The sequence below is a fragment of the Spirosoma pollinicola genome, assembly GCF_002831565.1.
Lineage (GTDB): Bacteria > Bacteroidota > Bacteroidia > Cytophagales > Spirosomataceae > Spirosoma > Spirosoma pollinicola.
Genome location: NZ_CP025096.1, coordinates 8,167,992 through 8,193,968, shown reverse-complemented (window position 1 = coordinate 8,193,968; position 25,977 = coordinate 8,167,992). Strand labels below are relative to the sequence as shown.

General features: G+C 47.5%; 33 protein-coding genes. 11 read left to right on the top strand and 22 right to left on the bottom strand.

The window, feature by feature from the left end:
* Positions 1 to 32 precede the first annotated feature (32 nt).
* Together CWM47_RS34710 and CWM47_RS34705 are read right to left on the bottom strand one after the other, a co-directional pair.
* Positions 33 to 1,214, bottom strand: a complete 1,182-nt coding sequence (locus CWM47_RS34710) for a 3-dehydroquinate synthase (RefSeq protein WP_100993092.1) — start codon at positions 1,212 to 1,214, stop codon at positions 33 to 35.
* 135 nt (positions 1,215 to 1,349) lie between these two features.
* On the bottom strand, positions 1,350 to 2,339 hold the full coding sequence (locus tag CWM47_RS34705) for a glycosyltransferase family 2 protein (RefSeq protein WP_100993091.1): 990 nt from the start codon (positions 2,337 to 2,339) through the stop codon (positions 1,350 to 1,352).
* Positions 2,340 to 2,657: 318 nt separating this feature from the next.
* On the opposite strand from CWM47_RS34705, the gene CWM47_RS34700 reads away from it, so the two are divergent.
* The 4 genes from CWM47_RS34700 to CWM47_RS34685 all read left to right on the top strand — a co-directional run bounded on the left by CWM47_RS34700 (position 2,658) and on the right by CWM47_RS34685 (position 6,116).
* On the top strand, positions 2,658 to 3,410 hold the full coding sequence (locus CWM47_RS34700; RefSeq protein WP_100993090.1) for an SDR family NAD(P)-dependent oxidoreductase: 753 nt from the start codon (positions 2,658 to 2,660) through the stop codon (positions 3,408 to 3,410).
* A 162-nt stretch (positions 3,411 to 3,572) separates the two neighbouring features.
* Positions 3,573 to 4,391, top strand: coding sequence for an SDR family oxidoreductase (locus CWM47_RS34695; RefSeq protein WP_100993089.1), 819 nt, complete (start codon positions 3,573 to 3,575; stop codon positions 4,389 to 4,391).
* Positions 4,392 to 4,917: 526 nt separating this feature from the next.
* Positions 4,918 to 5,313 (top strand): hypothetical protein, encoded by a 396-nt coding sequence (locus CWM47_RS34690; protein ID WP_100993088.1) that lies wholly within the window; start codon positions 4,918 to 4,920, stop codon positions 5,311 to 5,313.
* Between the two features lie 95 nt (positions 5,314 to 5,408).
* Positions 5,409 to 6,116, top strand: a complete 708-nt coding sequence (locus tag CWM47_RS34685; protein ID WP_100993087.1) for a carboxypeptidase-like regulatory domain-containing protein — start codon at positions 5,409 to 5,411, stop codon at positions 6,114 to 6,116.
* On the opposite strand, the gene CWM47_RS34680 is transcribed toward CWM47_RS34685, so the two are convergent.
* From CWM47_RS34680 to CWM47_RS34655, 6 genes are all read right to left on the bottom strand, one after another.
* Positions 6,087 to 6,770: an alpha/beta hydrolase gene (locus CWM47_RS34680; protein ID WP_100993086.1), complete on the bottom strand. Its 684-nt coding sequence runs from the start codon at positions 6,768 to 6,770 to the stop codon at positions 6,087 to 6,089. The genes CWM47_RS34685 and CWM47_RS34680 overlap by 30 nt on opposite strands.
* 6 nt (positions 6,771 to 6,776) lie before the next feature.
* Entirely contained in the window at positions 6,777 to 7,307 is a 531-nt protein-coding gene (locus CWM47_RS34675) for a DUF4442 domain-containing protein (protein ID WP_100993085.1), read from the bottom strand.
* 45 nt (positions 7,308 to 7,352) lie between these two features.
* On the bottom strand, positions 7,353 to 7,820 hold the full coding sequence (locus CWM47_RS34670; protein WP_100993084.1) for a DinB family protein: 468 nt from the start codon (positions 7,818 to 7,820) through the stop codon (positions 7,353 to 7,355).
* A gap of 95 nt (positions 7,821 to 7,915) precedes the next feature.
* A complete protein-coding gene (locus CWM47_RS34665; protein WP_240625605.1) occupies positions 7,916 to 8,359 on the bottom strand; it encodes a MarR family winged helix-turn-helix transcriptional regulator in 444 nt (147 codons plus the stop codon).
* A 96-nt stretch (positions 8,360 to 8,455) separates the two neighbouring features.
* Positions 8,456 to 9,460 (bottom strand): bile acid:sodium symporter family protein, encoded by a 1,005-nt coding sequence (locus tag CWM47_RS34660; protein ID WP_100993083.1) that lies wholly within the window; start codon positions 9,458 to 9,460, stop codon positions 8,456 to 8,458.
* A 173-nt stretch (positions 9,461 to 9,633) separates the two neighbouring features.
* On the bottom strand, positions 9,634 to 10,575 hold the full coding sequence (locus CWM47_RS34655) for a Ppx/GppA phosphatase family protein (RefSeq protein WP_100993082.1): 942 nt from the start codon (positions 10,573 to 10,575) through the stop codon (positions 9,634 to 9,636).
* Positions 10,576 to 10,633: 58 nt separating this feature from the next.
* On the opposite strand from CWM47_RS34655, the gene rpsU reads away from it, so the two are divergent.
* Positions 10,634 to 10,831 (top strand): 30S ribosomal protein S21, encoded by a 198-nt coding sequence (rpsU, locus tag CWM47_RS34650; RefSeq protein WP_046576296.1) that lies wholly within the window; start codon positions 10,634 to 10,636, stop codon positions 10,829 to 10,831.
* A 346-nt stretch (positions 10,832 to 11,177) separates the two neighbouring features.
* Entirely contained in the window at positions 11,178 to 12,092 is a 915-nt protein-coding gene (locus CWM47_RS34645; protein WP_100993081.1) for a tyrosine-type recombinase/integrase, read from the top strand.
* A gap of 69 nt (positions 12,093 to 12,161) precedes the next feature.
* Here the strand turns inward: CWM47_RS34645 and CWM47_RS34640 are convergent, their stop codons facing one another.
* Positions 12,162 to 13,235, bottom strand: coding sequence for a phosphatidylinositol-specific phospholipase C1-like protein (locus CWM47_RS34640; RefSeq protein WP_100993080.1), 1,074 nt, complete (start codon positions 13,233 to 13,235; stop codon positions 12,162 to 12,164).
* Positions 13,236 to 13,262: 27 nt separating this feature from the next.
* Here CWM47_RS34640 and CWM47_RS39920 point away from each other — a divergent pair, with 27 nt between their 5' ends.
* Positions 13,263 to 13,391: a hypothetical protein gene (locus CWM47_RS39920; RefSeq protein ID WP_262511995.1), complete on the top strand. Its 129-nt coding sequence runs from the start codon at positions 13,263 to 13,265 to the stop codon at positions 13,389 to 13,391.
* Here the strand turns inward: CWM47_RS39920 and CWM47_RS40495 are convergent.
* Positions 13,372 to 13,569 carry a transposase gene (locus tag CWM47_RS40495; RefSeq protein WP_100993079.1) on the bottom strand — a complete coding sequence of 66 codons (198 nt, stop codon included), beginning with the start codon at positions 13,567 to 13,569 and terminating at the stop codon, positions 13,372 to 13,374. The genes CWM47_RS39920 and CWM47_RS40495 overlap by 20 nt on opposite strands.
* 395 nt (positions 13,570 to 13,964) lie before the next feature.
* On the opposite strand from CWM47_RS40495, the gene CWM47_RS34630 reads away from it, so the two are divergent.
* The gene (locus CWM47_RS34630; protein ID WP_100994167.1) at positions 13,965 to 14,639 is read left to right on the top strand and encodes an EboA domain-containing protein; all 675 of its coding nucleotides are present in this window, start codon (positions 13,965 to 13,967) and stop codon (positions 14,637 to 14,639) included.
* A 92-nt stretch (positions 14,640 to 14,731) separates the two neighbouring features.
* Here the strand turns inward: CWM47_RS34630 and CWM47_RS34625 are convergent, their stop codons facing one another.
* Both CWM47_RS34625 and CWM47_RS34620 read right to left on the bottom strand, forming a co-directional pair.
* The gene (locus CWM47_RS34625; RefSeq protein ID WP_100993078.1) at positions 14,732 to 15,394 is read right to left on the bottom strand and encodes a porin family protein; all 663 of its coding nucleotides are present in this window, start codon (positions 15,392 to 15,394) and stop codon (positions 14,732 to 14,734) included.
* A 6-nt stretch (positions 15,395 to 15,400) separates the two neighbouring features.
* Positions 15,401 to 16,069 carry a DUF4136 domain-containing protein gene (locus CWM47_RS34620; RefSeq protein ID WP_100993077.1) on the bottom strand — a complete coding sequence of 223 codons (669 nt, stop codon included), beginning with the start codon at positions 16,067 to 16,069 and terminating at the stop codon, positions 15,401 to 15,403.
* Positions 16,070 to 16,230: 161 nt separating this feature from the next.
* Here CWM47_RS34620 and CWM47_RS34615 point away from each other — a divergent pair, with 161 nt between their 5' ends.
* Both CWM47_RS34615 and eboC read left to right on the top strand, forming a co-directional pair.
* Positions 16,231 to 17,163, top strand: coding sequence for a TatD family hydrolase (locus CWM47_RS34615; protein WP_100993076.1), 933 nt, complete (start codon positions 16,231 to 16,233; stop codon positions 17,161 to 17,163).
* Between the two features lie 92 nt (positions 17,164 to 17,255).
* Entirely contained in the window at positions 17,256 to 18,131 is an 876-nt protein-coding gene (gene eboC / locus CWM47_RS34610) for a UbiA-like protein EboC (protein WP_100993075.1), read from the top strand.
* Between the two features lie 72 nt (positions 18,132 to 18,203).
* Here the strand turns inward: eboC and CWM47_RS34605 are convergent, their stop codons facing one another.
* The 9 genes from CWM47_RS34605 to sufC all read right to left on the bottom strand — a co-directional run bounded on the left by CWM47_RS34605 (position 18,204) and on the right by sufC (position 24,534).
* A complete protein-coding gene (locus CWM47_RS34605; RefSeq protein WP_100993074.1) occupies positions 18,204 to 18,635 on the bottom strand; it encodes a BrxA/BrxB family bacilliredoxin in 432 nt (143 codons plus the stop codon).
* A 35-nt stretch (positions 18,636 to 18,670) separates the two neighbouring features.
* Positions 18,671 to 18,982 carry a DUF59 domain-containing protein gene (locus CWM47_RS34600; protein ID WP_100993073.1) on the bottom strand — a complete coding sequence of 104 codons (312 nt, stop codon included), beginning with the start codon at positions 18,980 to 18,982 and terminating at the stop codon, positions 18,671 to 18,673.
* Positions 18,983 to 18,990: 8 nt separating this feature from the next.
* Complete coding sequence (locus tag CWM47_RS34595; RefSeq protein WP_100993072.1) at positions 18,991 to 19,419, bottom strand: SufE family protein; 429 nt, start codon at positions 19,417 to 19,419, stop codon at positions 18,991 to 18,993.
* A gap of 76 nt (positions 19,420 to 19,495) precedes the next feature.
* Positions 19,496 to 19,699 carry a type II toxin-antitoxin system RelE/ParE family toxin gene (locus tag CWM47_RS34590; protein ID WP_240625604.1) on the bottom strand — a complete coding sequence of 68 codons (204 nt, stop codon included), beginning with the start codon at positions 19,697 to 19,699 and terminating at the stop codon, positions 19,496 to 19,498.
* Complete coding sequence (locus CWM47_RS34585; RefSeq protein ID WP_100993071.1) at positions 19,696 to 19,917, bottom strand: hypothetical protein; 222 nt, start codon at positions 19,915 to 19,917, stop codon at positions 19,696 to 19,698. Before CWM47_RS34585 ends, CWM47_RS34590 begins: the two co-directional genes overlap by 4 nt.
* 18 nt (positions 19,918 to 19,935) lie before the next feature.
* Positions 19,936 to 21,174 carry a cysteine desulfurase gene (locus CWM47_RS34580; protein ID WP_100993070.1) on the bottom strand — a complete coding sequence of 413 codons (1,239 nt, stop codon included), beginning with the start codon at positions 21,172 to 21,174 and terminating at the stop codon, positions 19,936 to 19,938.
* Between the two features lie 95 nt (positions 21,175 to 21,269).
* Positions 21,270 to 22,190 carry an esterase-like activity of phytase family protein gene (locus tag CWM47_RS34575; protein WP_100993069.1) on the bottom strand — a complete coding sequence of 307 codons (921 nt, stop codon included), beginning with the start codon at positions 22,188 to 22,190 and terminating at the stop codon, positions 21,270 to 21,272.
* A gap of 182 nt (positions 22,191 to 22,372) precedes the next feature.
* Positions 22,373 to 23,698, bottom strand: coding sequence for a Fe-S cluster assembly protein SufD (sufD, locus tag CWM47_RS34570; protein ID WP_100993068.1), 1,326 nt, complete (start codon positions 23,696 to 23,698; stop codon positions 22,373 to 22,375).
* A gap of 77 nt (positions 23,699 to 23,775) precedes the next feature.
* Positions 23,776 to 24,534 (bottom strand): Fe-S cluster assembly ATPase SufC, encoded by a 759-nt coding sequence (gene sufC, locus CWM47_RS34565; RefSeq protein ID WP_100993067.1) that lies wholly within the window; start codon positions 24,532 to 24,534, stop codon positions 23,776 to 23,778.
* Between the two features lie 12 nt (positions 24,535 to 24,546).
* On the opposite strand from sufC, the gene CWM47_RS38520 reads away from it, so the two are divergent.
* Positions 24,547 to 24,762 (top strand): hypothetical protein, encoded by a 216-nt coding sequence (locus CWM47_RS38520; RefSeq protein ID WP_157816154.1) that lies wholly within the window; start codon positions 24,547 to 24,549, stop codon positions 24,760 to 24,762.
* Positions 24,763 to 24,780: 18 nt separating this feature from the next.
* Here CWM47_RS38520 and CWM47_RS34560 read toward each other — a convergent pair whose 3' ends face one another.
* Positions 24,781 to 25,953 carry an Ig domain-containing protein gene (locus tag CWM47_RS34560; RefSeq protein WP_100993066.1) on the bottom strand — a complete coding sequence of 391 codons (1,173 nt, stop codon included), beginning with the start codon at positions 25,951 to 25,953 and terminating at the stop codon, positions 24,781 to 24,783.
* Positions 25,954 to 25,977 lie beyond the last annotated feature (24 nt).

The following is a 25,977-nucleotide window of genomic DNA, read 5'->3' as shown; positions in this document are numbered from 1 at the left end:
CAGAGACTGGCAAGCCGCGACATCGGTCCGACTTACTGGCCTGATAAAGCTGGTTGAAGCGTTAAGGACTCCTGTTCTCGCAAGGTGGCAATTGCCTGCCGAATGCGGTCGGCATCCATCTCGTGGACTTCGACACCCCGACCCAGATCTTTGAGCAGCATGATTGTCAATTGCCCGCCCAGATGTTCCCTGAATTCAGAAAGTCCTTTCAGGACACCCGCACTATTGTCGGCGTCGAGCATAGGCTGGTAAAGGACAAAGCCAAGCGTTCGGAGGGTAGTCAGAATACGGTTTGTATCGGTTTCGGAGAGCCAGCCGAGTTGCTGCGAGTAGAGACTGTCCATGGCAATACCAATGGCAACTGCCTCGCCGTGACGAATCTCGAAGTTGGTGAGTTGTTCCAGTTTGTGGGCGCTCCAATGGCCAAAATCCAATGGTCTCGACGATCCCATTTCAAACGGATCGCCACCCGCAATATGCTGGAGGTGCATGTCGGCGCACCGATGAACAAGGTATTGCATCGCTGTCATATCGCGGGCAGCAAGTGCTTCGGCGTTTTGCTCGATCCACTCGAAAAAAGCCTTGTCTTTGATGAGTGCCACTTTCACGGCTTCCGATACACCCGCCCGCCAGTCACGTTCATCGAGTGTTGTTAAAAACTGACTATCGTTGAAGACGGCCACGGGAGGAACAAATGTTCCCAGAAAGTTTTTCTTTCCCTTATAATTGACGCCATTTTTAACGCCAACTCCCGAGTCGTTCTGCGAAAGTACGGTTGTTGGAATGCGGATGTGTCGAATACCACGGTGCGAGATGGCCGCTGCATAACCAACCAGGTCAAGCACCGAACCGCCCCCAATAGCCGCAACATACGAGTGCCGATCAATACCATGTCGATCAACGGCGTCGACAATTTTCTCAACAGAATCAGGGTCATTTTTGGCTATTTCGCCCCCCGGTAGAATGAGAAAGTCAGTTACAAGCTCAACGGAGTCAGCGTGTTGAGAAAAGTATGATGTAATGGTAGCCGGTAAGTTCGGGTGCGTTGATACAACGCCCGAATCAATGACAACCAGAAGTTTTTTTCGCGTCTCGGCAGTAGCTTGTTGGCTGAAAAAATCGGCGAGTAAGGAATTCGTACTATCGAAAAGCTGCTCGGTGAAATAAACGCTGTATGTAAACCGAACGCTAAAAGTTTGATGCAGGTGATCCATGAAAGGATAAGGACAATTGAGTAATATTATCCTTATCCCTCAAAAATACAATCAAATCGCTAATGGTTCCTTATTGTGTTATTTACACACAGTTAAATAGGAAATTTATAACATATAAAGTTGCTCTGGCAGTTTCTACAGGTACAGCACCCGGTATTTTATGGCTCCATAGAGTCGCCAGTAAACCGATAAGAACGGTGTTGCGAGAGCCATCAATACGGCGTGCTTAAGCGTGAGCCAGGTTAAAGGCGAGTTTGGTAAACGATGTACAACCAGATCTGCCGATAGAATGGCCCAAATGAGTAACCCTGTAATCGCTATGTTTACCTGACCGGTGAACCCACCAATCAGGGCAATGACTATGCTTATCACCGAGGCATAATAGCGGAGTATTTGCCGCCGATAGCTCGGAATCCGCTCCCGAAACAGCCCCGGATGGCGTTTGTACAATAACGCGTCGTAACTGTTATTTCGCTCGTCCTGAAGAAGACCATACCAGGGATATGGGCGAATAGGATAAACGACAATCGCTTCGGGACATTTCCCGATGGGAATTCCGGCCTGAATAAACTTGAATTGCAGGTCACTATCTTCCCGCCAGTCAATATCAAAGGCTTCTTCGAATCCACCGACACGCTCCAGTGTTGCTTTTCGGCAAAAGCAGTTCGAGGCTATAAATTCGGCACGTTTAAGAAATGTGGCCGTACGGTCGAGCGGTGTGGGCTGGTTGGGTAATAAAACGCGTAATTGTCCACTCAGAACCTGGGCTCCTCGCTGAAAACAGGTTAGAGCTGATGAAAGCCATGTTGGCTCCGGCAGACAATCATCGTCGGTAAAGGCGATAAGGTGCCCACGGGCTGCCCGCCAGCCCCTATTTCGGGCCGCTGCCGATCCACGTCGTTCGGGTTGGCCCAGGTAGCGAACCTCAATTCGGGCACTGTCGCGGGCTATTTGTTTGGCGAAGAGTAAAACAGCCGCTTCGGTTTCGGGTGAGTTGCCTTCATCAACGACAATAATCTCAAATTGATCATGGGCAAGCCGTTGACGACCCAGGGCGTCAAGGCATTTTAGCAGTAAAGCGGGCTGCTTATACGTTGGGATAACAACTGAAAATGCAGGTAACATAGCACCAGTAGTGATTAAATTTTTTATGATAAAAAGAGGTCGATACTGATTCTGAAAGGTATTTATGTGCCCGATACCCGGGCTACACAACGCACTGTTTTCTGAATCAAAGCACAATCAACTTGATACAAAAACCCGACCAGAATTACTCTATCTCTTTTTTGTATATCAATAATATTTAATAAGTAAATAGATATGGATAGTTTGAATTATTATAAGTATACAGAATACGATAAATAATATTTACTTGTAAGAAGTGGTCTGAAAACCTATTTCTGCCCGTTTATCTTTGTGGAATCATCTATCTATAAAATTAATATGTCTCGTATTGCTCTCATTACCGGTGCCACCTCTGGCATAGGCCGCGCTACGGCTAAGGCCTTTGCCGACCTCAGTTATCGGCTTATTCTTTGCGGTCGTCGGCAGGATCGTCTAAGTGAGCTGACCGATGAACTTGGTGGGCAAACCACCGTGACTACGCTCAACTTCGATGTACGCGACTGGGCAGACGTTAATGACGCCATCAGCACACTACCCGATGAGTGGAAAGCCATTGATATTCTGGTCAATAGTGCAGGCAATGCGCATGGTATGTCGGCTATTCAGGATGGCGAACCTGCGGATTGGGATCAGATGATCGACGGCAATGTGCAGGGATTGCTTTATGTGTCGAAGGCGGTTATGCCGGGTATGGTATCCCGCCAGCGGGGGCATATTGTCAACTTGAGTTCGGTGGCAGGTAAGCAAACCTATGCCAATGGCGCCGTCTATTGCGCCAGCAAAGCCGCTGTCGAAGCCCTCAGTACAGGCATGCGGCTTGACCTGACTCAGCATGGTATCAAAGTGACCAACATTGCACCGGGTGCCGTTGAAACGGAGTTTTCGGTCGTGCGCTTTAAAGGCGATACCGAACGGGCCGCCAAAGTCTACGAGGGGTTTGCTCCCCTCACCGCCGACGATATCGCGGATTCAATTGTATATGCCGTAACCGCTCCCGCCAATGTCACCATTGCCGATATGACCATTCTCGCTTCGGCCCAGTCGGCAGCTACAACGATAAACCGGAAGTGATTGGTGGTTTACCACCCCCAACCCCCTCCTAAAACAGGAGGGGGCTATGCCAAAAGGTCATCTTTTTTTAGCCCCCTCCTGTTTTAGGAGGGGGTTGGGGGTGGTAAACCACGCAGTTGCTTTATCTATATTGACTACGTATCATTCTGAAAACTCAACTACATGGCAAAGACTATTTTTATAACGGGCGCGTCGTCAGGCATCGGAAAGGCAGCGGTCATACTATTTGCCAGCCACGGCTGGAATGTGGCGGCTACCATGCGCAATCCGCAAAACGAAACGGAACTGCAACAATATCCAGCCATCAAGGTCTACGCACTGGATGTAACGCAGACAGATAGCGTTAATCAGGCGGTTGCGCAGGCATTAGCCGATTTTCAACAGATTGATGTGCTGCTCAATAATGCGGGCTACGGGTTGGCCGGACCACTGGAAACGGCTTCTGAAGAGAAGATCATGGATCAGTTCAACACCAATGTGTTTGGTGTCATGCGCACCATCAAGGCGCTATTGCCTGCTTTCCGGCAAGCGGGCGGTGGTACGATCATCAATATTACGTCTATTGGAGGATTGGTTGGGTTGCCGTTCAATTCAATTTATCATGCTACCAAATTCGGGCTGGATGGTATGTCTGAGTCGCTGAACTATGAGTTACGTCCCTTTGGTATCCGGGTTAAAATTGTGGCTCCGGGTGGTGTGATTACTGATTTTGCTACCCGTTCGCTGAAACGAACAGTGGACGGCCCGAGTGTGTATGACGCGAGTCTCGAAAAGGTATTCGCAGCTTTTGGCAAGAACTCGTCTGGCTACTCAACCGCCGAACAAATTGCCGAGGTAATTTATCAGGCCGCCACCGACGACACCGACCAAATTCGTTATGTGGCCGGACAAGATGCACAGGGTACCTATAACGCCTGGAAGGGCATGAGTAATGAAGACTTCTTTTCGATGATCAACCAGCGATTCGGGTTAAGTGAGTAAGTCAACTACATTGAATAAGAATCGGGGAGGGAGCGTACGCTTAAGCGTTATACTCCCTCCCCGATTTTTGTTTCAAGAACCAGATACTCATCTTTTCCTGTGGTAAATACAGTAAAGAACCGCCGGTTAATCGATATAGTATAAGTTAATATGATTTTAATGATATTTGTGTGGACTCAACAGTTTTTCATATATACATTGCTTTCAATCACTTAGCTAAACCATCGTTATACGGGTACGAATGATTTTAGAGAATATACCCTACCCTTTGATGCATTCCCAGCCAAAGCTATCAGTATGTATATCCTCCTATTTTATCTGCTAAAAACCACTGGTACTGTTTATTTTGATGACGTATCGTTAAGCGTAAATTGGTGAAAATCGGGATTTTTGTCTGTTTTGATCGGTAATAGCTTACTTTAAGGAGTGACCCTTTTGCTCCGTAAACTGTAGTAAGGCTATGGTGGTATCATGAATCAGGAAACGGTACAGATGAACATTGTGGTACTTACATACTGGAAAAATTATGAAGACCCTAATTGGTATAATGATCCTCGTTTTCCTGGCAAACGTAGTAAGTAAGGGGCAGTCATTGCCTCCTGCCAGGATTCATTTTTTAAACGTGATGGTGGGTATCAATGCTGAAATAACGACCACTATCGACAAGAAAAAACCGATACAACTCAAGTCGCGTAAGTGGGTTGTCGTTCAGGTAGTGGGTGATAGCTTGGGATTCGTTATTGACGGTAAACCTTACTTTGTTCATTTTGAGCCCAATAAGCAATATTATTTTGTTGTTCAGGCAAGCTATGGTTCTCGTCCGGTAATTACTGAAAAGTCAGAGCGAGAGTTTATTTTAACCGCTGCAATGAATTCAGTTAAAGGGCCGGAAGGTTACGATTTAGCCAGAGTTGCTAATTGACTAGTTTAATAATAGGCAATCGTCCTTAAAGTGTTCGGATTTTGACAACGCGACATCTCACTATTAATACACCTTGCCATGAATCCTGGCAAATCATGAAAAGCGAAGAAGCAGGTCGTTTTTGTGATAGGTGTCAAAAAACGGTAATCGACTTTACCAGCATGAGCGATCAACAGATCGTCGCTTATTTTGCAACTGCGGAACAGCATGTATGTGGTCGATTTACAGCTAATCAGTTAAATCGAAATCTGGTAAGTACACCGACCTCACCAACCAACTCAATAACGCAGCGATGGTTGGGGCTCATAGCTACTGGATTAATAAGCTGGAGCACAGCGCATGGGCAGTCTGGTCGTTTGCCGGAGCCAAATGAACCAGTTTCTGAGAGCATCAGGCAAGAATCAACCGTCAAGACAGTTACTCCACCGACTTTGGTTAATGAGACTATTGATTCTGTTTGGGTTATTGAAGGTCGGGTTGCAGAAAAAAACGGCGACCAACCCTTGCCCGGTGTCAATGTGTTTGTAAAAGATATAGCTAAAGGAACCTCAACTGATGCCGCTGGCCTATTTAAACTTACTCTTTCTGATTATCAGCCTGACAAACTCGTTCTGACTATTAGTAGTGTCGGGTTTATTGCCCAGGAAATAACGATGACTGCAACAAGTAAGAGGCAACTGACTATTGCTCTTGCCGAAGATTCAGCAATGCTGGACGAAGTAGTCTACATAGGCTATGCGACGGTCCAGAAAAAGCCAACATTCATTCAAAAGTTACGTCGTCGCTTCAAAACCCGTCAGTAAGGTTTTTAATACGGCTGGCTCTACCCGATGCCCGCCCTCAAACGCAGTTATTTTTAAGGTCGGTACTTCCGTTTGTAATCGGTTTATGAACTCTTGTGCATCGGCTAGCAGGGCAATGTATTCGTCCTGTTGGCCATACACATAATGTGTTTCAACGGCCGTTAATTTGACCGGATCAATCAGGTCATGAAAACCATGTGGGAAATAGCCTGCCCATAAAATCAGCCGGTCAGCACGAATAGGACCGCCAGATCCACCGCTATGACCGAACCACCGGCAGACGGTGGCTGCTCCCTGTGAGAAGCCCAATAAGGTAATATGAAGTTGCGAGGTGTCGCGACCATCCAGGACAGTAACATAGAGCGCGTCCAGATAAGCCAGAAAATCGCTGATTTCGTGTTCCCGATCTTCGCGCGTTAGCCACGATGCCCCGATTCGGTTATACGTACCGTCAAGGTAAGAACGGGATAACCCCTCCGGCACAACAATCAGCGTTTCTCCGTCATCCAGATTCGTAAATTTTCGACTGAAATACTGCGCCAGTTGGCCGAAGCCATGCAGGCAAAACCAGACATTTTTTGTCTTATCGCTTAGCTTGCCTATTGTGTAATAACGGGCCGTTCGCTGAACGGTGAGGTGATGTTCGGTCGTCATGGATGCTTAGCGCTGAAATCGGGATTTCTGGTTGTCATTTTTCCGTTCCTGATAGTGTTGCTTGTCAGCAATGTAGCAGAGTCGTTCAATTTGGGCATGAACAACGCCGTTGCTATCTACCCAGTCGATTTTAAACGTTTGCTCGGTTTGCCCATTATTTGCCACCTCCCGTCGAATGGTATCAAGCTGTTCGTCCGTAATTTCAAAGCGGGCATAAAGCGTTTGGCGTCCGGGTTTCCGAAACCGGATACTGCCCGTTTTATCCCACACTACGTAATCAGTGCCCAGATTTCGCAATAACATGAGCATGTAGAACGGATCGGCGGCTGCGAACATGCTGCCGCCAAAAATGGTGCCCACGTAGTTGTATGTCCACACGTTTCGACGCAAGCGAAGGTGTACCTCGCGCCAGTCGCCCGACCAGAACAGGATTTTGCCACCTGTTCCAAAATACATGGGATACCAATTCATAAGCTGGCGAAATCGCCAGGATTTGACCGATTCTGTACGATTGGTTTGCAGAAAAGCTGGTTTCATAACGGAGGAGGTAAGTGATCAAATTGACCGGCGTTTGCTGATTACTCAGACCTGTTCCGGTACAGCAAACGTTGTCCCTTTTTTGATGGCCTGAGCTAATTGCCCGGCATGATAAGAGTTGTGGTGCATGAGGAAGGTAAGCAACTGCATACGCGATACGTCGCCAAAAGGTGATGGAACGATCCCGGCCCATTGCTCATCTGTCGTTTGCTGAATGTGGGCGGTAATCATGGCGAAACTATCGTCGAACAATTGCCTTACCAACGCCAGATCGAGCGGCTTACCATCGTCCGAAACGCCCCCAACTGCCTGTAGAGGAATGGCGACTTCCCGGCCAAACAGCATTAACGCAAACCGGTGCATAACCTCGGCAGTATGCAACGCAATGAAGCCTGCCGAAGCGGTTTCGAGTGTCAGGCGATTCCGGTAATTATCGGGTGTTAACTTGTTGACAGGGCCGGATGCGGAAGCCTGATTGAACTGCCAGAGTTGGGTTAAAAGTTCTGTTGTCATGGTCGTAAGGGATGGAACGCAGATTGTTATGATTTTTATGATCAACGATGATCTTAGAAAGCAATAAAACCACTGTTGATCATAAACGTGCGGTTCTATTTGTTTGGTAAAAGCTTAGTCAATACAGTATCTGAAAAGGTAGTCAGGCCGTTCACCGCATCCATACCAAGGTCTTGGTGAATCTGCTCATTGAGCACCTTCCATATTTTGTGGCATCGTTTGGCCAATAGCCGTCCCTCTTCAGTCAGAAATAAGCCGTTACGCAGGTTATCCGTCAACCAGCCTTTCTTTTGCAGCAGTTGTACATCCCGGCTCATAGCCGATTTTTCGATCTGAAACCGTTTCGACAATTCGGCCTGCCTCACGCCCGGTTGTGCGAAGATGTGCATAAGCAATCCCGCCTGTGCAAACGTGACGTTTTCCGATACGAAGGCTTCGTTGTAGCGACCCGTTACAACTCGTGCCAGCATCCGGAGTCTGCCAGCAATACAATAGGTTTCGATTGAGTTAGCTCCTTGTTGATCATGCCCGGTGTTCATGCCCGTAAATATACTTACCGGAGTTGTATATGCAACTTTGCGCGTCAAAATAATAGCTCATCGAATTCGATGAGCTATTATTTTGAATTAGTTAACTCAAACGTCTCGCGACGATACTCCCTGAGCAATAACTGTTTCACTCAGCCTAATTTCTTTGGGTGGGTTCTGACTCCAGTAGGTCGCCAATAGCGAACCCGTCGTGTTCATGACAGAACTGAAGAGAACAGGGGCCAGCCCAACCGTAGCCACTTTACCCATTTGAACAGCGATGCCAGACGCCAGTCCGCCGTTTTGCAATCCAACTTCAAGTGCTACTGTTCGGCAGCTTTGTTCGTCCATACCGAATATACGGGCACTCCAGTAGCCCAGCGTAAAACCCGTCAGGTTGTGGATCAATACACACAAGGCCAGTGTCCAGCCCACCGTGAGCAGGCTATCGCGGCCGGTAGCCGTAATAATGGCCACAATCAGCACAATGCCCGCCATCGAAATAACGGGCATGATCCGGTTCAGGACAACGGTCGACTTGTGGAAAATACGGTTCAGTGCCAGCCCGATCAGAACAGGAAAAATAACGATCTGTATAATTTCGACCATCATCTTCCAGAACGAAATTTCGATGAACTGTCCCGCCAGTAAGGTCATTAGGGCGGGCATCAGGAATGGAGCCAGCAGTGTAGATATCGTTGTGACGGTGATGGATAAGGGCACGTTCGCTTTGGCAATAAAGCACATGACGTTGGAGGCCAACCCGCTGGGCGAACACCCTATCAATACAACACCAGCGGCAATTTCGGGCGGAAAGTTAAACACGTTCGCCAGCGTAAAACCCAGTAATGGCATGATAAGAAAGTGGCACGCTACACCAACGAATACCGCTTTTGGCTGTTTAATGACCCCCTCGAAATCTTTGACCGACATGGTGGTACCCATCCCCAGCATAATAATCTGAATTAAGGGTAAAATCAGCTTTTTCATGGGGAAGTCGCCCAGCCTGGTAAAGGGGGCGGGAAACACCATTGCCAAAACTGCCGCTATGATGATTAGGGCCGTATAAATCAAATTGCTATAAGACGAGCGGTCATTGGTTTCGGCTTTCATCTACTGGAGGTAAAGGGTAGTGAATATGGATAATGTAGAATGAATAATGTAGAATAGACAATGAATAATGAAAAGCTCATTTGATTCAAAACATACCTATTCTGAAGTACTTGTCAACAATCCACTTTCCATTACCCATTGTGCATTATCCATTTTACATTACCAATTACCAGTCAACCGTTAATAGAAGCCATCACACCTTCTTTTAAGGAGTAGGTCGAGGTTCTGATCTGCGAAATATTGTATGTTTTTAGTACGTAATCAATCAGGCAAACGGCTACCACAATCATATCGACGCGCAGTTCGATCATGCCGGGAATCCGCATCCGGTCGGCATGATTACGCGTAATCAGCAGTTTGTAAGCGCGGTAAAACTCTGATACGGGCAAGGAAAACGTAGCCTTATTGGGATCGGGCAGGTGGTCATGTTCGTGCATGAACCACATATCGACCAGAGTATCGAACGAACCCGACGAACCGACCAGAACAGTTGGCTGGTACTGGTGAATGGCATTCGCCAGCGGCAACAACTGTTCCTGGAAATAATCGTGAAGTCGACGAATACTACCCGGATTGATTGGCTCGTCACGACCCTGCGTTCCCGGCATAAACCGCTCCCGAAGCCGTTGACCACCTATTTCAAAACTCTGTTTCCAGAATATTCGCGACTGATTACCCAGAATAAACTCAACACTACCACCCCCAATATCCATCACCAGCGATGTGGATTCATCCAGGGCACCGGCTGCACGAACACCCTGATAAATATAATCAGCCTCCTGTTCGCCCGAAATGACGGTAATCGGAATGCCCGTAACGGCTCTAACCCGCTCAATAAACTCCGCCTGATTGCGGGCCACACGTATAGCGCTGGTGCCGGTGGCAATAACCTGTCCGGGATCGACCTGGTGCTGGTCGAGCACTTCCCGAAAATAAGTCAGCACGACCAACGCCCGGTCAATGCCTTCTTCGGTGATGAGGCCCTGATTGATACCGGCCTGGCCGATCCTGGCGGGACGACTTTCACGAAACAGCGTTGTGTAAGTCGAGTCGGTTTTTTCAACGATCAGCAGGTGAAATGTATTGGTACCTAAGTCGATAATGGCTTGTTTCATAGTTGCAAATCTATTACCTTTGCCGTCCGGTTTTTAGCTAAAACAGAAAATTTAGAACATGCTTATCATTAACGTAAAAGACAACGAGTCGATTGACAAAGCCCTGAAACGCTTCAAAAAGAAATTTGAGAAGACGGGTGTGTTGCGGCAGTTGCGGTCGCGGACGGCTTTCCAGAAACCATCCATCAAGCGTCGCACAGAAATTATCAAAGCCACCTACAAAGAGCGTATGTACGGCAATCACACCGAGCAATAGGATTCGATCCGGCTCAGTGGTATGAAGATGGTTGTGAATGGATCGTTGAATGCGCAGTCAACGAGAATAAATCGCCAGATAAGACACGACACAAAAGCAGCAAACAGAGATGTTTGCTGCTTTTTTTGTCTGAACCGGGATTCTTGGGATTTGAAGGATTTTTAAGATTGTCGATGACAAAAAAGAGTGTCCATTAATAGGTCTTAACTGCACTGGCGACCCAACAGAATTTTTATGCTTTAAACATGTACATGATTGCTAATTTTTTATAATTCGACTGTTATGAATTGTAAAGTCAGGTAGATAAAGATGATCGATATGATTAGCTTTGGTAAAGCAATATCCTGTGAATACGTCAAACTCCACGAATCCCGGTCAGGACTTCCTCCAGCACATCCGGTACGAAAAACGGCTGAGCCATCACACCCTGACGGCCTACGCGAAAGACCTGGAACAATTCTGCACCTTCCTCAGTACCGAATGCAATATCGCCAAGCCCGAACTCGCCGACTTTCGGCATGTGCGCTCGTGGATTGTAAGTTTGGTTGAGAGCGATATTGATAAGTCGTCGGTGAACCGGAAGATTGCCACGCTACGGGCTTTTTTTGGGTTTCTGCTGCGTCGGAAAGCCATCGATTTCGATCCAATGTCGAAGATAATGGCATTGAAAACCAGTAAGAAACTGCCGCAGTATGTTGAAGAGAAGCCGATGGAAATGCTGCTCAGCGACGTTGAGTTTGCCGATACATTTGAGGGGCTTCGCGACAAACTGGTCCTCGAATTACTCTACGGAACAGGCATACGCTTAAGTGAGCTTACGGGGCTGAAAACCGTTGATGTGAACCTCTATGAGAAAACGATAACGGTACTCGGAAAGCGAAACAAACACCGCATTATACCGTTGACGGACCCCTTGTTTGCGCTTATTCAACAATACAGCCAACTGAAAGAAACCGAATTTTTGGGTAAGGCCGATCCCGTTTATTTTATTGTGAGCGATAAAGGTATTGCGGCCTACCCGATGCTTATTCAACGCATTGTGAAACAGCATCTTGCGCTGGTAACAACGCTGGAAAAGAAGAGCCCGCACATATTGCGCCACTCATTTGCCACGCACCTGCTCAACCGGGGTGCCGACTTAAATGCCATTAAAGATTTGCTCGGACACAGTAGTTTAGCCGCTACCCAGATTTATACGCATACCAGCCTGGAACAGCTAAAAAAGACCTACGATCAGGCCCATCCGAAGGCAAAACGGTAGGCTTTAGGCCGGACGCGACCGAAACCTGCCGAAGTATCGCCCCTTTTCCTTTAAGTCACTTTGGGTCAGTCACTTAGCAGCCTGAGTTATAAATAAGGGATTGATGCGGAAATAGGTGTGTTTGTCAAAACTTACCGAATAGTCTGATTTAAAATGAGTACTTTTTAGATAATAGTCGGTAGTTATGATTTGTGCTCCCGAATTACAGGCAGCTACAAAATTGCCAGTGTCATTTGCTCTGGCCTGCTGCGTATCTGAGTCCGCACGCGTCCGAATGATATATCCTTTTTTGACCAGTCCTTTTATGGCTGGATCGGTTGGATTATTGCGGATCATGGTGGCAGCTTCAGGCGTATTCGGGTCGGCATTTGTAAATAACACCCTTCCTTTGAGCGATGGATGACCGGCCATATACATAGCTCGTTTGGCCGATTTGTCATCCAGGATAAACATAAATTTCCCCTTTGCACTGTTCACTGTTGGCCAGTTGCCTCTTAGTACGGCTTCCTCCAGCGTACTGTAGTTGCTCCGCACATTATCGGGAATAATAAGATGCTTCGATCCTAAATAATCCAGCAGGGTTTTATCCAGTTCATCAAACAGCTTCTCCGTGAATTTTTCGGGTACCGTATAACCTGGCGTAGGAAGCGGCTGGTCTTTGCCTTCGAGGGTAATAAAAACCGGAGTGTGATCAGGATTCGCTTCTGACCAGGTTCGCAATTGCTGCAGGCAGTCGATTAGTGTTAGGCTATGGCTGCGAAAATCAAGATCAACAATATGAAAAACCTTAAAGCCGGGTTGGTCCATTTTATGGTCAGGATCGTATGGGGCCTGATCTTTAGCCAAATTCAGTCCTTTAGGATGAGCATACCGGCCTCCCTTTTCATCGGCGTACACATCAATTTCCAGATTCCGAAGCCCCATGGTCAACTGATCGGTAAGGGGTATATGCTCATAATCAATTTTACTAGCCGATACTGAATCTTTTTGTTGAAACGCCTTAAACAATGCCGGATCAATGGCTTGCTTATAGCTATTATGGGAACCGATAACCTGTATTTGATTGATCGGTAAATCGTCTGGACGGGTCCACATAAAGGCAGACAAGACAATAAGAAGGAACGTGCTTAACAGAACTTTCATTACGTTAACGGTTTAGGAAACAACGAAGTGATCTATACGTTATTGATCCATGAATTAGTCCGTAAAGAAGGCGACTTCCTCTTTCTGGAAAAAGGCCTGCCCCATTTTAACGTCTTTCCGCAACAAGCTGATCGGCTCAAGTACCGCTTCCGTTAAGGCCTCCAGCGAAACAAACACTTGATTCTTTAAGGCTTTTTTTTAACTGATTCCAGACTAATTCAGTGGGGTTCAATTCAGGACTGTAGGCCGGTAAACGTTCTAAGTGAACTCGACCAGGTCGCTCTTTCAAGAACGTTTTGACCGCTTCACCCCTATGAATCGAAGCGCAGTCCACACAGGCGGCCCTGCCAAATGATCAACAAATCCCGCTATCTTAGTCAAGTTATTACAAAATAAATATATTAGAGATATAGGATTTTTGGATATAAAATAAGAGTACACTCCTGAAAATTGACGTCGTAAAATAAGGATACACGGTTCTCTATTTGGCAATAATATGGGATGGTAAAATATAGCGTATAGGTCGCTAATTGTACCTACTTGTATTATGTCATGCTGTATAATAGATTGCCGAAGAAACGGGCAGTTGAGTCTGGAATACTATCTGACAGGCAAATATGTCCAGGTTGTTCGTTGCGGATTTCCTCTAAATGTGTTAGCTATGCGCGATCATGAACGAAGGTGTGTTTTATCATGGTACTAAATCCAACGAACGACTACTTTTACGTTATGAATATCCTTACAATGAGCCAAACGCTGTTCTACCTGATTGAGCAGCAACCTGATTCCGAAAAGGCGGTAAATTACCTTCGTCAGCAGGCCGATGCATTTGCGGACAATCAGCCAGTAGCCCTATTCTACCGTGTTTTTACAGCGATGCCGCGCTTTGTGGGTAAACAACTTATTGAAGTGCCAGCCGATATTCAATTTGCTCTGCAACGGGTGCGCCCCGGCTTCTCGGTGGATGGTTGGACACTAGACCGGCTTTCGCGGGTGTGGTGGCTACTTCAACTGCCTGCCGATGACGAAGCCGTTTATGTAAAAACTATTACCGAACTGTTTAAAGCAGGCGAAATGAATGAACTGGTTGCGCTTTATTCGGCCTTGCCGGTGTTGGCGCACCCCAAAGCATGGGTATTTCAGGCAACAGAAGGTATTCGCAATAACATTGGCGATGTTCAATCGGCCATCATGCTCCATAACCCTTACCCTGCCGATTACTTCAGCGAAGCAGCCTGGAATCAACTGATTATGAAAGCGTTCTTTACTGATAAAGACATTACGCAGGTTACCGGACTGACTGAACGCAACAACGCCCGGCTCGCTCAAACGCTGGCCGATTTTGCTGCCGAACGCCGTGCTGCCGGGCGCAGTTTGCCTGCCCACATGGAGGAGTTGATGTGATGTATAAAGTAGATGGCTAATGGATAATGAATAATACGTAATGGTTATGCCTTATTCACGTTACATTATTCATTTACCTAAGCCTGTTGCAATCAATAGAACCGGTACGAAATCCCGGCCGACAGCATCAGCGACGGGGCACTGTTCTTCAGCATATCGTAGTTGAAGAACACGTTCTGGTATTGCGCCTGAATCTCGGCACCCAATCCCTGCTCGCGTTTGCCGTAATACTTAAGCCCAATAGCGGGGGCAATTGCTCCTTTGAAACCATGCGACTGATCGGCCAGCGTGCCGAAGTAATTGGTATAGTCAACATAGGCACCCCCACCCGCAAACTGCACATACGGACGAATAGCCGCTGCATTGTCGGCGAAGTAGTAGGAGAGGGAAACCATTGCCGGAATAACCGACAGCGTTCGCGTTTGCACGGCCGAGATGGACTGGTCGCCATAATCATATACTTGCCGGGCCAATCGCTGTTTGTTGTATTGATAGCCCGTTTTTATTCCGATTGAAAACCGTTGAGGAAACAGCCACTCGCCATCCAGTGCCAGGTTGGTAGGCGATAGTTTATCAATATACCCCTGTGTGCCGCCCATAGGAAAAGCAACGCCATACCGGGCCGAAATATTAAACGTTACGTATTCCTGATAGGGTGATGGAAACGCGGAGTTTCCCTTATTGTCGTTCTGATACTGCGCCCAGGTCGTTGTTGTTAACGCCATCAGGGCAATGAATGCTATGATCGGTTTCATGAGTGCTTATTCAGTAGCCTTTAAATAAGGCGATTGATTGAAAATTGCGCTAATCGCGGTGTCGACGGCTTGCTGATCGGTGATGTCGGTACCCCGAATGGTTGCGTCGTAAATAACATTTAATTGGGGCTGTTCTGTGCCTGTGCCCGTTGCCGGACGGTTTTTTAGATCGACAATCTGAACTTCCCAATACTGGTCGGTAACCTGGTAGGTGTAGTAACTGGGGTAATAGGGTGAATAGCCATAACCTCCCAGACCACCATAACCCCAATAGCTCGAATAGTAGGAATACGGATTCGACGCCACGCCCGTATATTGATTATTAACCCGGATAATCGCCACGCCCAGATCGGCGCTATCACCTTTGCTAACTCGCTGAAACCCTCTGGCGGTCATGGCATTAGCTACGTTCGTTACAAACCGGCTCGAAATTGGAGTCTGATCTGCGCTATACGCATCGTTCGACTCAATTATCACCGAATCGGGTAAGCTAAAGGTTTTGTACTGACTAAAATTAACCGAGCGGTCGTAGTTTGTGATATATACCGGACTGTCGGCTGGGCTAAGGTCATTGATAGCATTCTCCCGGCAGGCTGTTAATCCGCCACCTGCCAACAACAGTAGAGTTACCCATAGACTCCACTTTATTCTAACACGTTGATGGTACATTTTCATGGTTGCATTTGTTGTATTGTTATCTATAAAACGAATAGACTAAGGCGAAGTTTGATTAAGTTGAATTAAATGTTGATAAAAATCAGGTAGAAAGGGGGCGATTTTTGCAGAACTTTGTTGACTGATTGATGCTTGATGAATGCCTTTAACATAAAGAGATTATGGATTTTATGAAGTCAATTGGCGGTATGTCATTTTTCGATATGCACGTCCACATGAGTGCCCGTACAACAGATGACTATCAGGCGATGGCCGATGCAGGCGTAGTGGCTGTCATTGAACCGGCTTTTTGGTTGGGTCAGCCTCGTACCGGTATCGATTCTTTTCGGGATTACTTTGCCAGTCTGGTTGGCTGGGAACGTTTCCGGGCTTCGCAATTTGGTATTCGGCATTATTGCACCATCGGGTTGAACTCCAAAGAGGCAAATCAGGAAGCACTAGCCGAACAGGTTATGGAAATCCTTCCTTTATTCATCTATAAAGAAGGGGTGGTGGGTATTGGCGAAATTGGCTATGACGATCAGACACCTGCCGAGGATAAATACTATCGGGCGCAACTGGAATTGGCTCGCGAAGCAAACCTGCCTGTGCAGATTCACACGCCCCACCGCGATAAAAAACAGGGAACCAGCCGGAGTATGGATGTTGCCATCGAACACGGTATTGCGCCCGGTATGGTGATCGTTGACCATAATAATGAAGAAACAGTACGTGAGGTACTGGACCGGGGATTCTGGGCAGGGTTCACGATTTATCCGTTTACTAAAATGGGTAATGAACGAATGGTGGAAGTAGTGAAGCAATATGGGCCGGAGCGCATCATGATCAACTCGGCCGCCGACTGGGGCATCAGCGATCCACTCGCCGTTCCCAAAACGGCCGCGTTGATGAAACAGCATGGTATTTCGGATGAGGCTATCAAACTTGTTACCTTTACTAATGCCTTAACGGCCTTTGCTCAAAGCGGGCAGGTAAGTCTGGAAGACCTTACCCAACCCATAGGTATTGACCAAACTCAACGCTACAACGGCAGCTCGATTCTGCGTGGCGGACAGGCACCCAGAGTAGATAAAGAATCAACGATCATTAAATAAAGAGCGAAAGAATGAAAGAGCGAAAGAGTGAAAAGTTGACATCAGTCATTTTCACTCTTTCGCTCTTTCATTCTTTCGCTCTTTCACACTCTATGCTAAAAGCACTTCTTTCCTTAACGCGTCCCGCAAACCTAGTTACGGCTGTTGCCGATGTATTGGCCGGGATGGCCATTGCAGGTTATTTTCTAATTCCCGATTCTTCTGCCGCTCCGGCGGCTTGGCTTTCGCTGGCAACGGTTGGGTTGTATGGGGGGGGAGTTGTTTTTAACGATGTGTTCGATGCCGAACTGGATGCAATCGAGCGGCCGGAGCGCCCTATTCCAAGCGGAATCGTCAGTAAATCGACGGCGACTTTGCTCGGAACGGCATTATTCGTGATCGGGATTGCTGCATCATTCCTGGTCAATCCAACGGCTGGATTATTAGCTATTGCCATTACCATCGCGTCGCTTGTTTACGATCGGTTTGGCAAGCACCACAACTGGTTGGGACCTGTTAATATGGGTCTTTGCCGGGGGCTGAATCTGTTGCTGGGTATCAGCATACTGCCCGAACAGATAATGCCCTGGGCCTGGGTTGGTCTGGTGCCAATTGCCTATATCGCAGCGATTACCATGATTAGCCGGGGCGAAGTTCATGGCGGAAGCCCGACTATACTGCGCGCTGCAGGAATACTCTATGCGCTTGTTATTGGGTGTGTCGCTGCCCTGGCTCAACGTCAGCAACAACTTGGTACGGCTTTACCTTTTCTGGCTTTGTTTGGCTACTACATCTTCCCTCCGCTCTGGCGGGCCGTGAAAGACCCCGTTGGTCAAAATATTGGTATGGCCGTAAAAGCAGGTGTACTATCGCTTATCGTCATGAATGCGGCCTGGGTAGCAGCTTTCGCCAATTTTCCAATGGCCTTTCTTGTCTTTTGCCTGCTGCCGTTGTCAAGATTCTTGGCGAAGATTTTCGCGGTGACGTAAACGTAACGCGGATATCCTGTCCGCATAGCCCTACATTAAGTAGTTACCATGCGGACAGAATGTCCGCGTTACCTATGCGTTTGCTGGCGTACAGAACTCTTCCAGTGCCATTTCGAGGTGCTGGGCGATCATCTGCGCCGAACGGCCTTCAATGTGGTGCCGCTCAATGAAATGCACGAGGTCACCATCTTTGAAAATGCCGATTGCTGGCGATGATGGCGGATACGGAAGGAAATATTCCCGCATTTTGGCGGTTGCTTCCAGGTCACCACCCGCAAATACAGATACCATTTTGTCTGGTTTTACTGGACTAGCTGCCAAAGCCGCTTTCACGCCCGGACGAGCCGCACCAGCCGCACAACCACACACCGAATTGACCACAACGAGCATGGTACCTTCGGCGTTTTCCATTGTGTTCACTACGTCGTCGGCAGTGGTCAATTCTTCAAACCCGACGCTGGTCAGGTCTTCCCGCATTGGGGTAAGCAAATGAGGAGGATACATAATAGTTTATTAGTTAATAACTTACTGGCTAAATGTTACATGAATCCAAGTTCAAGCTTGGCTACTTCCGACATTAATTCGGTTGAGTAAGGCGGTTCGAATGTAAGTTCGACACTCACGTCGCTCACACCCGGAATAGCACGCACTTTCTCTTCGATTTCAGCCGGAATCTCCCCCGCCGATGGGCAGGAAGGGGAGGTCAGTGTCATCAGGATATATACATTGTTGACCGGAAATATCTTGATATCATAAATGAGTCCCAGTTCATAAACGTCCACCGGAATCTCGGGGTCATAAACGCCTTTGAGGGCCAGTACAACTTGTTCTTTTAGTTCTTCTTCTGTCATGACACGTATTAAACAGTTTTTTCGGTATAGGCGCGGCCAAAAGCTTTCATGCGCTCAATCATCGACGCAAGTCCACCGGCACGCAAAGAGGTGATCAAATTACCCATGCCAACGCGCGGAATAAAATACAAATCAGCGTTGGCGATGTCTTCGGGTTTCTCACCCGAAAGCACCCGAATCAGCAAGCCAACCAGTCCTTTCGAAATTTGAGCCGTTGGTTCGCTATCTCCATAAAAATAAAGCCCATCTCCTTTCAATTCGGCATCGACCCACACTTTCGACTGGCAGCCCATAATCCGGTTATCGTCGGTTTTTTGGGCTTCGGGCATTGGAGGGAGCTTTTTGCCGAGGTCAATAATGTATTGCGTCTTGTCGAGTTGGTCGTCGAACAAGTCAAATTCTTCAATGATTTCGTCTTGCTTTTCGTTAATTGTCATAATTACAACTTACCTAGGGGTCGACCCATTGGGCGAATGGCAAGTATTTTCAGCGTTTTTTCCTGTATGCTATACACTAATCTATACCGACAAAGACTTCTCGAATGAATGAAATGTAAAAGTCTGGCACCATTCGTCCCATTTCTGGAAATTGAATTAGTAGACCTAATTTCTTTTCTAACTCGTCTGACCATTCGTCGGCTACAGCAATTGACTGATCAAATAAATATTTGTAAATCTCCCGGACTTCCTCTCTTGCCGATTCTTTCCAGGCAATCATACTTTTTTGTTTAATTCAGCCAGCTTCTGCTGTTTTATTTCCTTCAGTTCCTTCATGACTTGCTCATGAGGTACTTCAGTTGTTTCCCGTAATCTGCTTTCAATCAATTTTATAAACAGAATACGCTCGATTAAGTCTTCAGAAGATACTTTATCGGGCAATTCGCTGAGACTGGCAAGTACCTGATTCTTGTCCAATAAAATCTCGTCAGGAAACATAGTAGTAAGCTTTAAAAATCACAACATCATTTTCTGAACCCGGCGAATACCCTGTACAAGCCGGTCAATCTCATCTCTGGTGTTATAAACCGCAAATGACGCCCGCGTAGTTCCGGCAATACCAAAGCGTTGCATGAGTGGTTGGGTGCAGTGATGACCCGTGCGCACGGCAATGCCCTGCTGATCCAGAATGACGCCTGTATCTTGGTGGTGAATGCCGTCCAGTACGAAGGAGACAACACCAATTTTATGTTTAGCCCGCCCAATAATACGCAGTCCGTCCAGCTCGCTCAGTTGTTCGGTGGCATACTGAAGCAGGTCGTTTTCGTGGGCCGCAATGTTTTCTTTTCCTAGCCCCGCCATGTACTCAAGGGCGGTTTTGACCGCTACGACATCGGCAATATTAGGTGTACCCGCTTCGAATTTATAGGGAAGATCGCTGTAGGTTGTTTTGGCAAACGTCACTTCTTTGATCATTTCGCCACCGCCCCGGTAGGGAGGCATCGAGTCAAGAATTTCTTTTTTGCCATACAAAACCCCCATGCCCGTTGGGCCATATAACTTATGCGCCGAGAGGACGTAAAAATCAGCGTCGAGCGCCTGAACGTCAAGCTCAAGGTGCGAGCTGGCCTGAGCGCCATCAATTAAAACAACCGCGCCAACTTCGTGGGCTTTGTCGATGATGGTTTTGACCGGATTGATCGTACCCAGTGAGTTCGAGACGTGTACGCAGGAAACGATTTTGGTTCGTTCCGTCAGCAGTTTTTCGTACTCGTCAATGAGCAATTCACCCTCGTCGTTGATGGGAATCACTTTTAAAATACACCCTTTCTCTTCGCAAAGCATCTGCCAGGGCACAATGTTGGAATGGTGCTCCATCGTCGAGATAATAATCTCGTCGCCATCTTTCAGAAAATGGCGTCCGTAACTCTGCGCCACCAAGTTAATGCCATCGGTAGTGCCGTAGGTAAAGATAATTTCCTGCCAGTGTTTGGCATTCAGAAATTCCTGCATGGCCCGCCGTGATGCTTCGAAGGCCGCCGTAGCCTTTTCTGCCAGGTGGTGGATACCCCGGTGAATATTCGCGTTATACCCTTCATAATAGCCGGTAAGGGCGTTTATGACCGAAATCGGCTTCTGGTTCGTGGCTGCGTTATCGAGATAAACCAGCGGGCGACCGTTTACCTGTTGATCGAGGATGGGGAAATCCCGACGGATTTGCTGAATATCGAGGGTAGTTTCTATCGCTGATTCCATATCGTGTTCGTACCAAAAAGGGGCAACTGACTGTAACGTTGACCAGAGGGTCGTCTGTAAAACGTAAAATAAGGGTGGTTAGGTTCGTATAAACGCTACCGTCTTTTCAAAACGATGACCTGGTTGCGGAGTGTTTTATTGACGCGGAAATTATCATCCGCCACGAGTACAAGGCTGGTATGCTGTTCATCGGCCCAGGCCATTGCTTCCAGATTGCAGATTGTGCCCGGAAATTGCTTGTTGAAATCGAATGCCAGTTCCTTTTGCAGGGTGTACGTTTTTTCGTTGGGCGTTGCCAGAAACAGGTTGGCCGTAACCCGTTTCTGGCTGGCGTCGTAACATCGTTCCAGTACCAGTAGTCGGGTATCATCTACAGCCACTATTTCCGAAATGCCGCCAATGCGTTCTTCACCCTGCGCAAACGGGCATCGATTTATGGGGTAGGCAAATCGCTCTACAACTGGATCGTTAGCCGTTGGATTTGGGTAGCGAAAAAATGTGATAGTGTCCTGGCTCATGCGGGTTTCACCTTCCCAACCCGCTTCGGGGGCAATCCAGAGGGAACCGGTAGACGTGAACGCCAGTCCTTCGAGACCTTTGTTGGGGGCGGGGAGGGTCATTTTTAACAATACCTGAGCGGCACTATCGCGGATGGTTTTGCCGTATTGGATGGAGGTAACATACTCGTGTTCATCGGCCCAGAAATAAGTCTTGGTTTTCGCATCAAAACGAACGCCTTCAAACCAGTAGGGTGTTTTTTGTGCACTTTTTAAGCGTGAACTATCGCCCAGATCGCGGATGCTGCGAATGTTGGCGAACGTAAAATGCCAGCCTCGGTCACTCACCAGATGCCACTCGCCGGTGGCCGGTACGATCTCCAGACCCGAAATACCCCGCAAGCTGTCCTGAACGAATGGTATCGTTGTTGAATCGCCTTCGAAAATGAACTGAACGCTTTGGCCATAGGTGGGGCATAGCGTGAGCAGCAAGCAGACCAGTACGTAAAGACGGCCCATAAGTAGTTAAGAAGTAAAGGGTTATGAGGATTTGATAAGGCAGGTAAATAACTTGAGAACTCAAGTCATATGGCATAAAAAAGGTGCCGGGTTTGAAAACCCGACACCACGAAAAGTTTGGATAATGTACAATGGCTCATCAGGTAATCACTATCCATTGTCCATTATCAATTATTCATTTTTTACTTCGTCAGCTTCTCCCGAACAACCCCTTCGAGGTATTCGCGGATGGACTGTATTTTTATCTGACTCAGTACGTCCTGCGAGAAGGCATACAGCAAAAGCGTCCGGGCTTCATCTTTAGGAATACCCCGTGAGCGCATGTAAAACAGAGCCTCATCATTCAACTGGCCCGTTGTCGTTCCGTGCGAACACTTCACATCGTCGGCATAGATTTCCAGCTGCGGCTTCGTGTTCATTGAAGCGCCTGACGATAGCACCACGTTCTTACATGACTGATAGGCGTTGGTTTTTTGCGCGTCGGGCCGAACGAAGATTTTACCGTTGAATACGCCCGTGCTGTTGTCGTCCAGAATACCCTTGTAGAGTTCATTGCTGTATGAGTTCGGCAGGGCATGATCTACCAGCGTGTGGTTGTCTACGTGCTGGCGGCCGTTCGGCATATATAAACCGTACATAAAGGCTTCGGCATGTTGGCCGTTTAGTCTGATGTTCAAGTTGTTGCGAACGAAGTTTCCGTTGAGCGTTATAGCCGCCGAATAGAAATGACTGTTATCTGACTGGCTTACCTGCGTAGTGCCAATGTGATACGCCTGTTCTGTTTCGTTAAGTACTTTGTAATACTGCATCCGGGCATCGCGGTCGAGAACGATTTCCGTTACAACATTCACGAAACTGGATTTTTCGCCAAGTGTCCGGTAAGCTTCGGCCATCATTACTTCGGCATTTTTACCGATAACGACCAGGTTACGAGGTTGTGAAGCAACGTTTTTCTCCCGGGCATCGGTAATGAAACGCAGAATAATAGGTTGCTCAACGGTGGTATTTGCCGGTACCCGAATCACAACGCCATCGCTGAACATAGCTGTATTCAGCGCCGTAAAAGCGTTCTCCTGATAATCAGCGTATTGAGCAAAATGAGAGCCGATAAAGTCGGCATCAGCTTTAATCGCTTCGGCAAAACTTGTAATTTGTACCTCATTGGCCGGACTAACAATCCGCGATAGTTCGGGATGATAAATACCATTAATAAAGTACAGGATGTTGCCTTCCAGATTCGGGATTTCGAGCGGACTCAGGTCTTCAGCCGTTAGCGTAGACGTTGCGTCGAGACCGAAATCTTCTTTAATAAGCGCGTTGACGTTGGAGTATTTCCATTCTTCATGACGAATCGTAGGAAATCCAAGCTGCTCAAACTGTTTCAGAGCCGCCCGTCGAAGCTGGTGTAACGGAGATTTCCGTTCGCCGTTCATACGCTCTTCGTTGTCCCGAAAAGACGTCAGCAACTGCTCTTTAAAATCGTTATATGATGCGTAAGAGGGAGTCATTTTATAGTTAGTGAAGAATGTAGAATGTAGAATGAAACGTACAAAGCGATTAGTAGGCACGTTTCATTCTACATCCTTCACTGATTTACTTCGGCTTCTGCCTTTATCCAGTCGTACCCTTTTTCTTCCAGTTCGAGGGCCAGCTCTTTCGGGCCGGACTTCACAATACGACCTTTATATAATACGTGCACGTAGTCGGGCACGATATAATCCAGTAAGCGTTGATAGTGGGTTACCACGATGGTAGCCCGCTCCGGCGACCGAAGCTTGTTGACACCGTCGGCCACAATACGCAGGGCATCAATGTCAAGACCCGAATCGGTTTCGTCTAGAATCGCCAGTTTCGGTTCGAGCATGGCCATTTGGAAAATTTCGTTCCGTTTTTTCTCTCCTCCCGAGAAACCCTCGTTCAATGAACGGCTTAATAAAGACTGGTCAATATTGACGAGCTTCATTTTTTCTTTCATCAACTTCAGAAACTGCACGGCATCGAGCGATTCCTGACCGCGATACTTGCGAATTTCGTTGAGCGCTGTTTTCAGGAAGTTTGTTGTGCTCACACCCGGAATTTCAATAGGGTATTGAAACGCCAGAAAAATACCTTCGGCAGCCCGATCTTCCGGCGCCATATCTAATAAATCTTTGCCATCGAAAATGACACTGCCGCTCGTTACGTCATAGTCCTCACGACCTGCCAGTACCGATGCCAGCGTGCTTTTGCCAGCACCATTGGGACCCATAATAGCGTGAACCTCACCGGCGTTGACTTCCAGGTTGAGTCCTCTTAAAATTTCTTTTTCGCCAATCGAGGCATGTAAATTACTGATGGATAACATAATAGATTTATCGTGACAGCGCTAAATAAAGCCGCAAAGTTAACAGATGAAATGGCATCTGCGTTCTGGGATAACAAAATAGGACGTTTAAAAGTTGACCCATTTTTAGCTTATTCGCTCTTGAACAAAAAACTCCTGCTTTGCCAGAACCAAAATAGTTTTGGTCGTGGCAAAGCAGGAGCAGAAATACGACGCCTGCCTTATGTCGTTCGGGCGTGTGAAACCTGACTTATATCCATCTACTCATCACAGTCGACTAACTGTTATAGGGATACAGTCTGTCGATAGACAGGGGGGCAATGCACAACTTTGTGGTGAGATATAGGTAGAGCTTGTATTGTTACAACCTGTCAGACTTGTTGACACTGTATGCGCTGCCCCATCTGAAGTAAGGCCTGCCAGTGAGAAACTGGCAGTTGTTTGATTGGCTGTTATGGATACAATAGCCGACAGGTTGCCATCAGCAATAAGCAGGCTGCCAGCCGTAGCATTCGTTAAACTCAGGGTGCCTGTTAGTGTATATTGGTTGTTGGCGGTGCTACAGAGGCCAGGCGTAACAACGGCCGACAGCGAGCAGACCGGAGCCGCCGAAGTCGTAATGGACAATGCACTCTGTGCCGAACAGGACTGGCTGTCAGTAACAAGCACAGTGAATGAAGTCGTGGTGGCTAAGGTAGGCGTACCCGAAATCACCCCTGTTGTTGGGGATAAACTCAACCCTGCCGGCAAACTACCTCCCACTACGGTGTAGGCCAGGGGAGCTGTGCCACCACTGACCGCCAGGGCCTGGTTGTAAGCCGAACCTGCCTGACCAACGGGAAGGCTGGGCGTTGTCAGACTCAGCGAACAGACTGGAGCGCAACGAAGAACGCCCGCCTGATTTACGCCTGTGAATTGACCGGTTTGAATTCGAACCACGCCATTGTTGGCCGGTACGGCGTTGAAGCTGCTAAAATTGGGGACAAAATTCAATGCTGGATTACCATCCGGGTTTTTTACGTTAAACGTGATCGTGCCAATACTGACCCAGTCTGTATTGTTAATTAATGGACAACTTACGGATGTACTGTTCAGTGACATTGTCAGGTTAAACAAACCAGGGCTGGTCCCGTCGGAACTATGCATATCCCAAAGTGCCTGATCACCACACAGTGAGTTTTGGTCGAAATTGAGCGATTGATAACTGACAAAGGTCAGGGAGTTGGGGTCATAGGTTAAAAATACAGACGACGTGCCAATAGAAAAAGAGGTTGCATCGCTAGCCCGAATTTGCATGGTAGCGAGATAGTGGCCACTTGCGCAATCGAGTTGGGTCGATACGCTAAGGTTGGCTGTTTGTGCCTGCGCATCATGCGTGGCTAAGCAAATGACCAGCAGGCTTAAAACAGCACTGGCTAAGAAATTCAAAAAATTGTTCATGTAGCTGTTTTGCAAATGAATGGA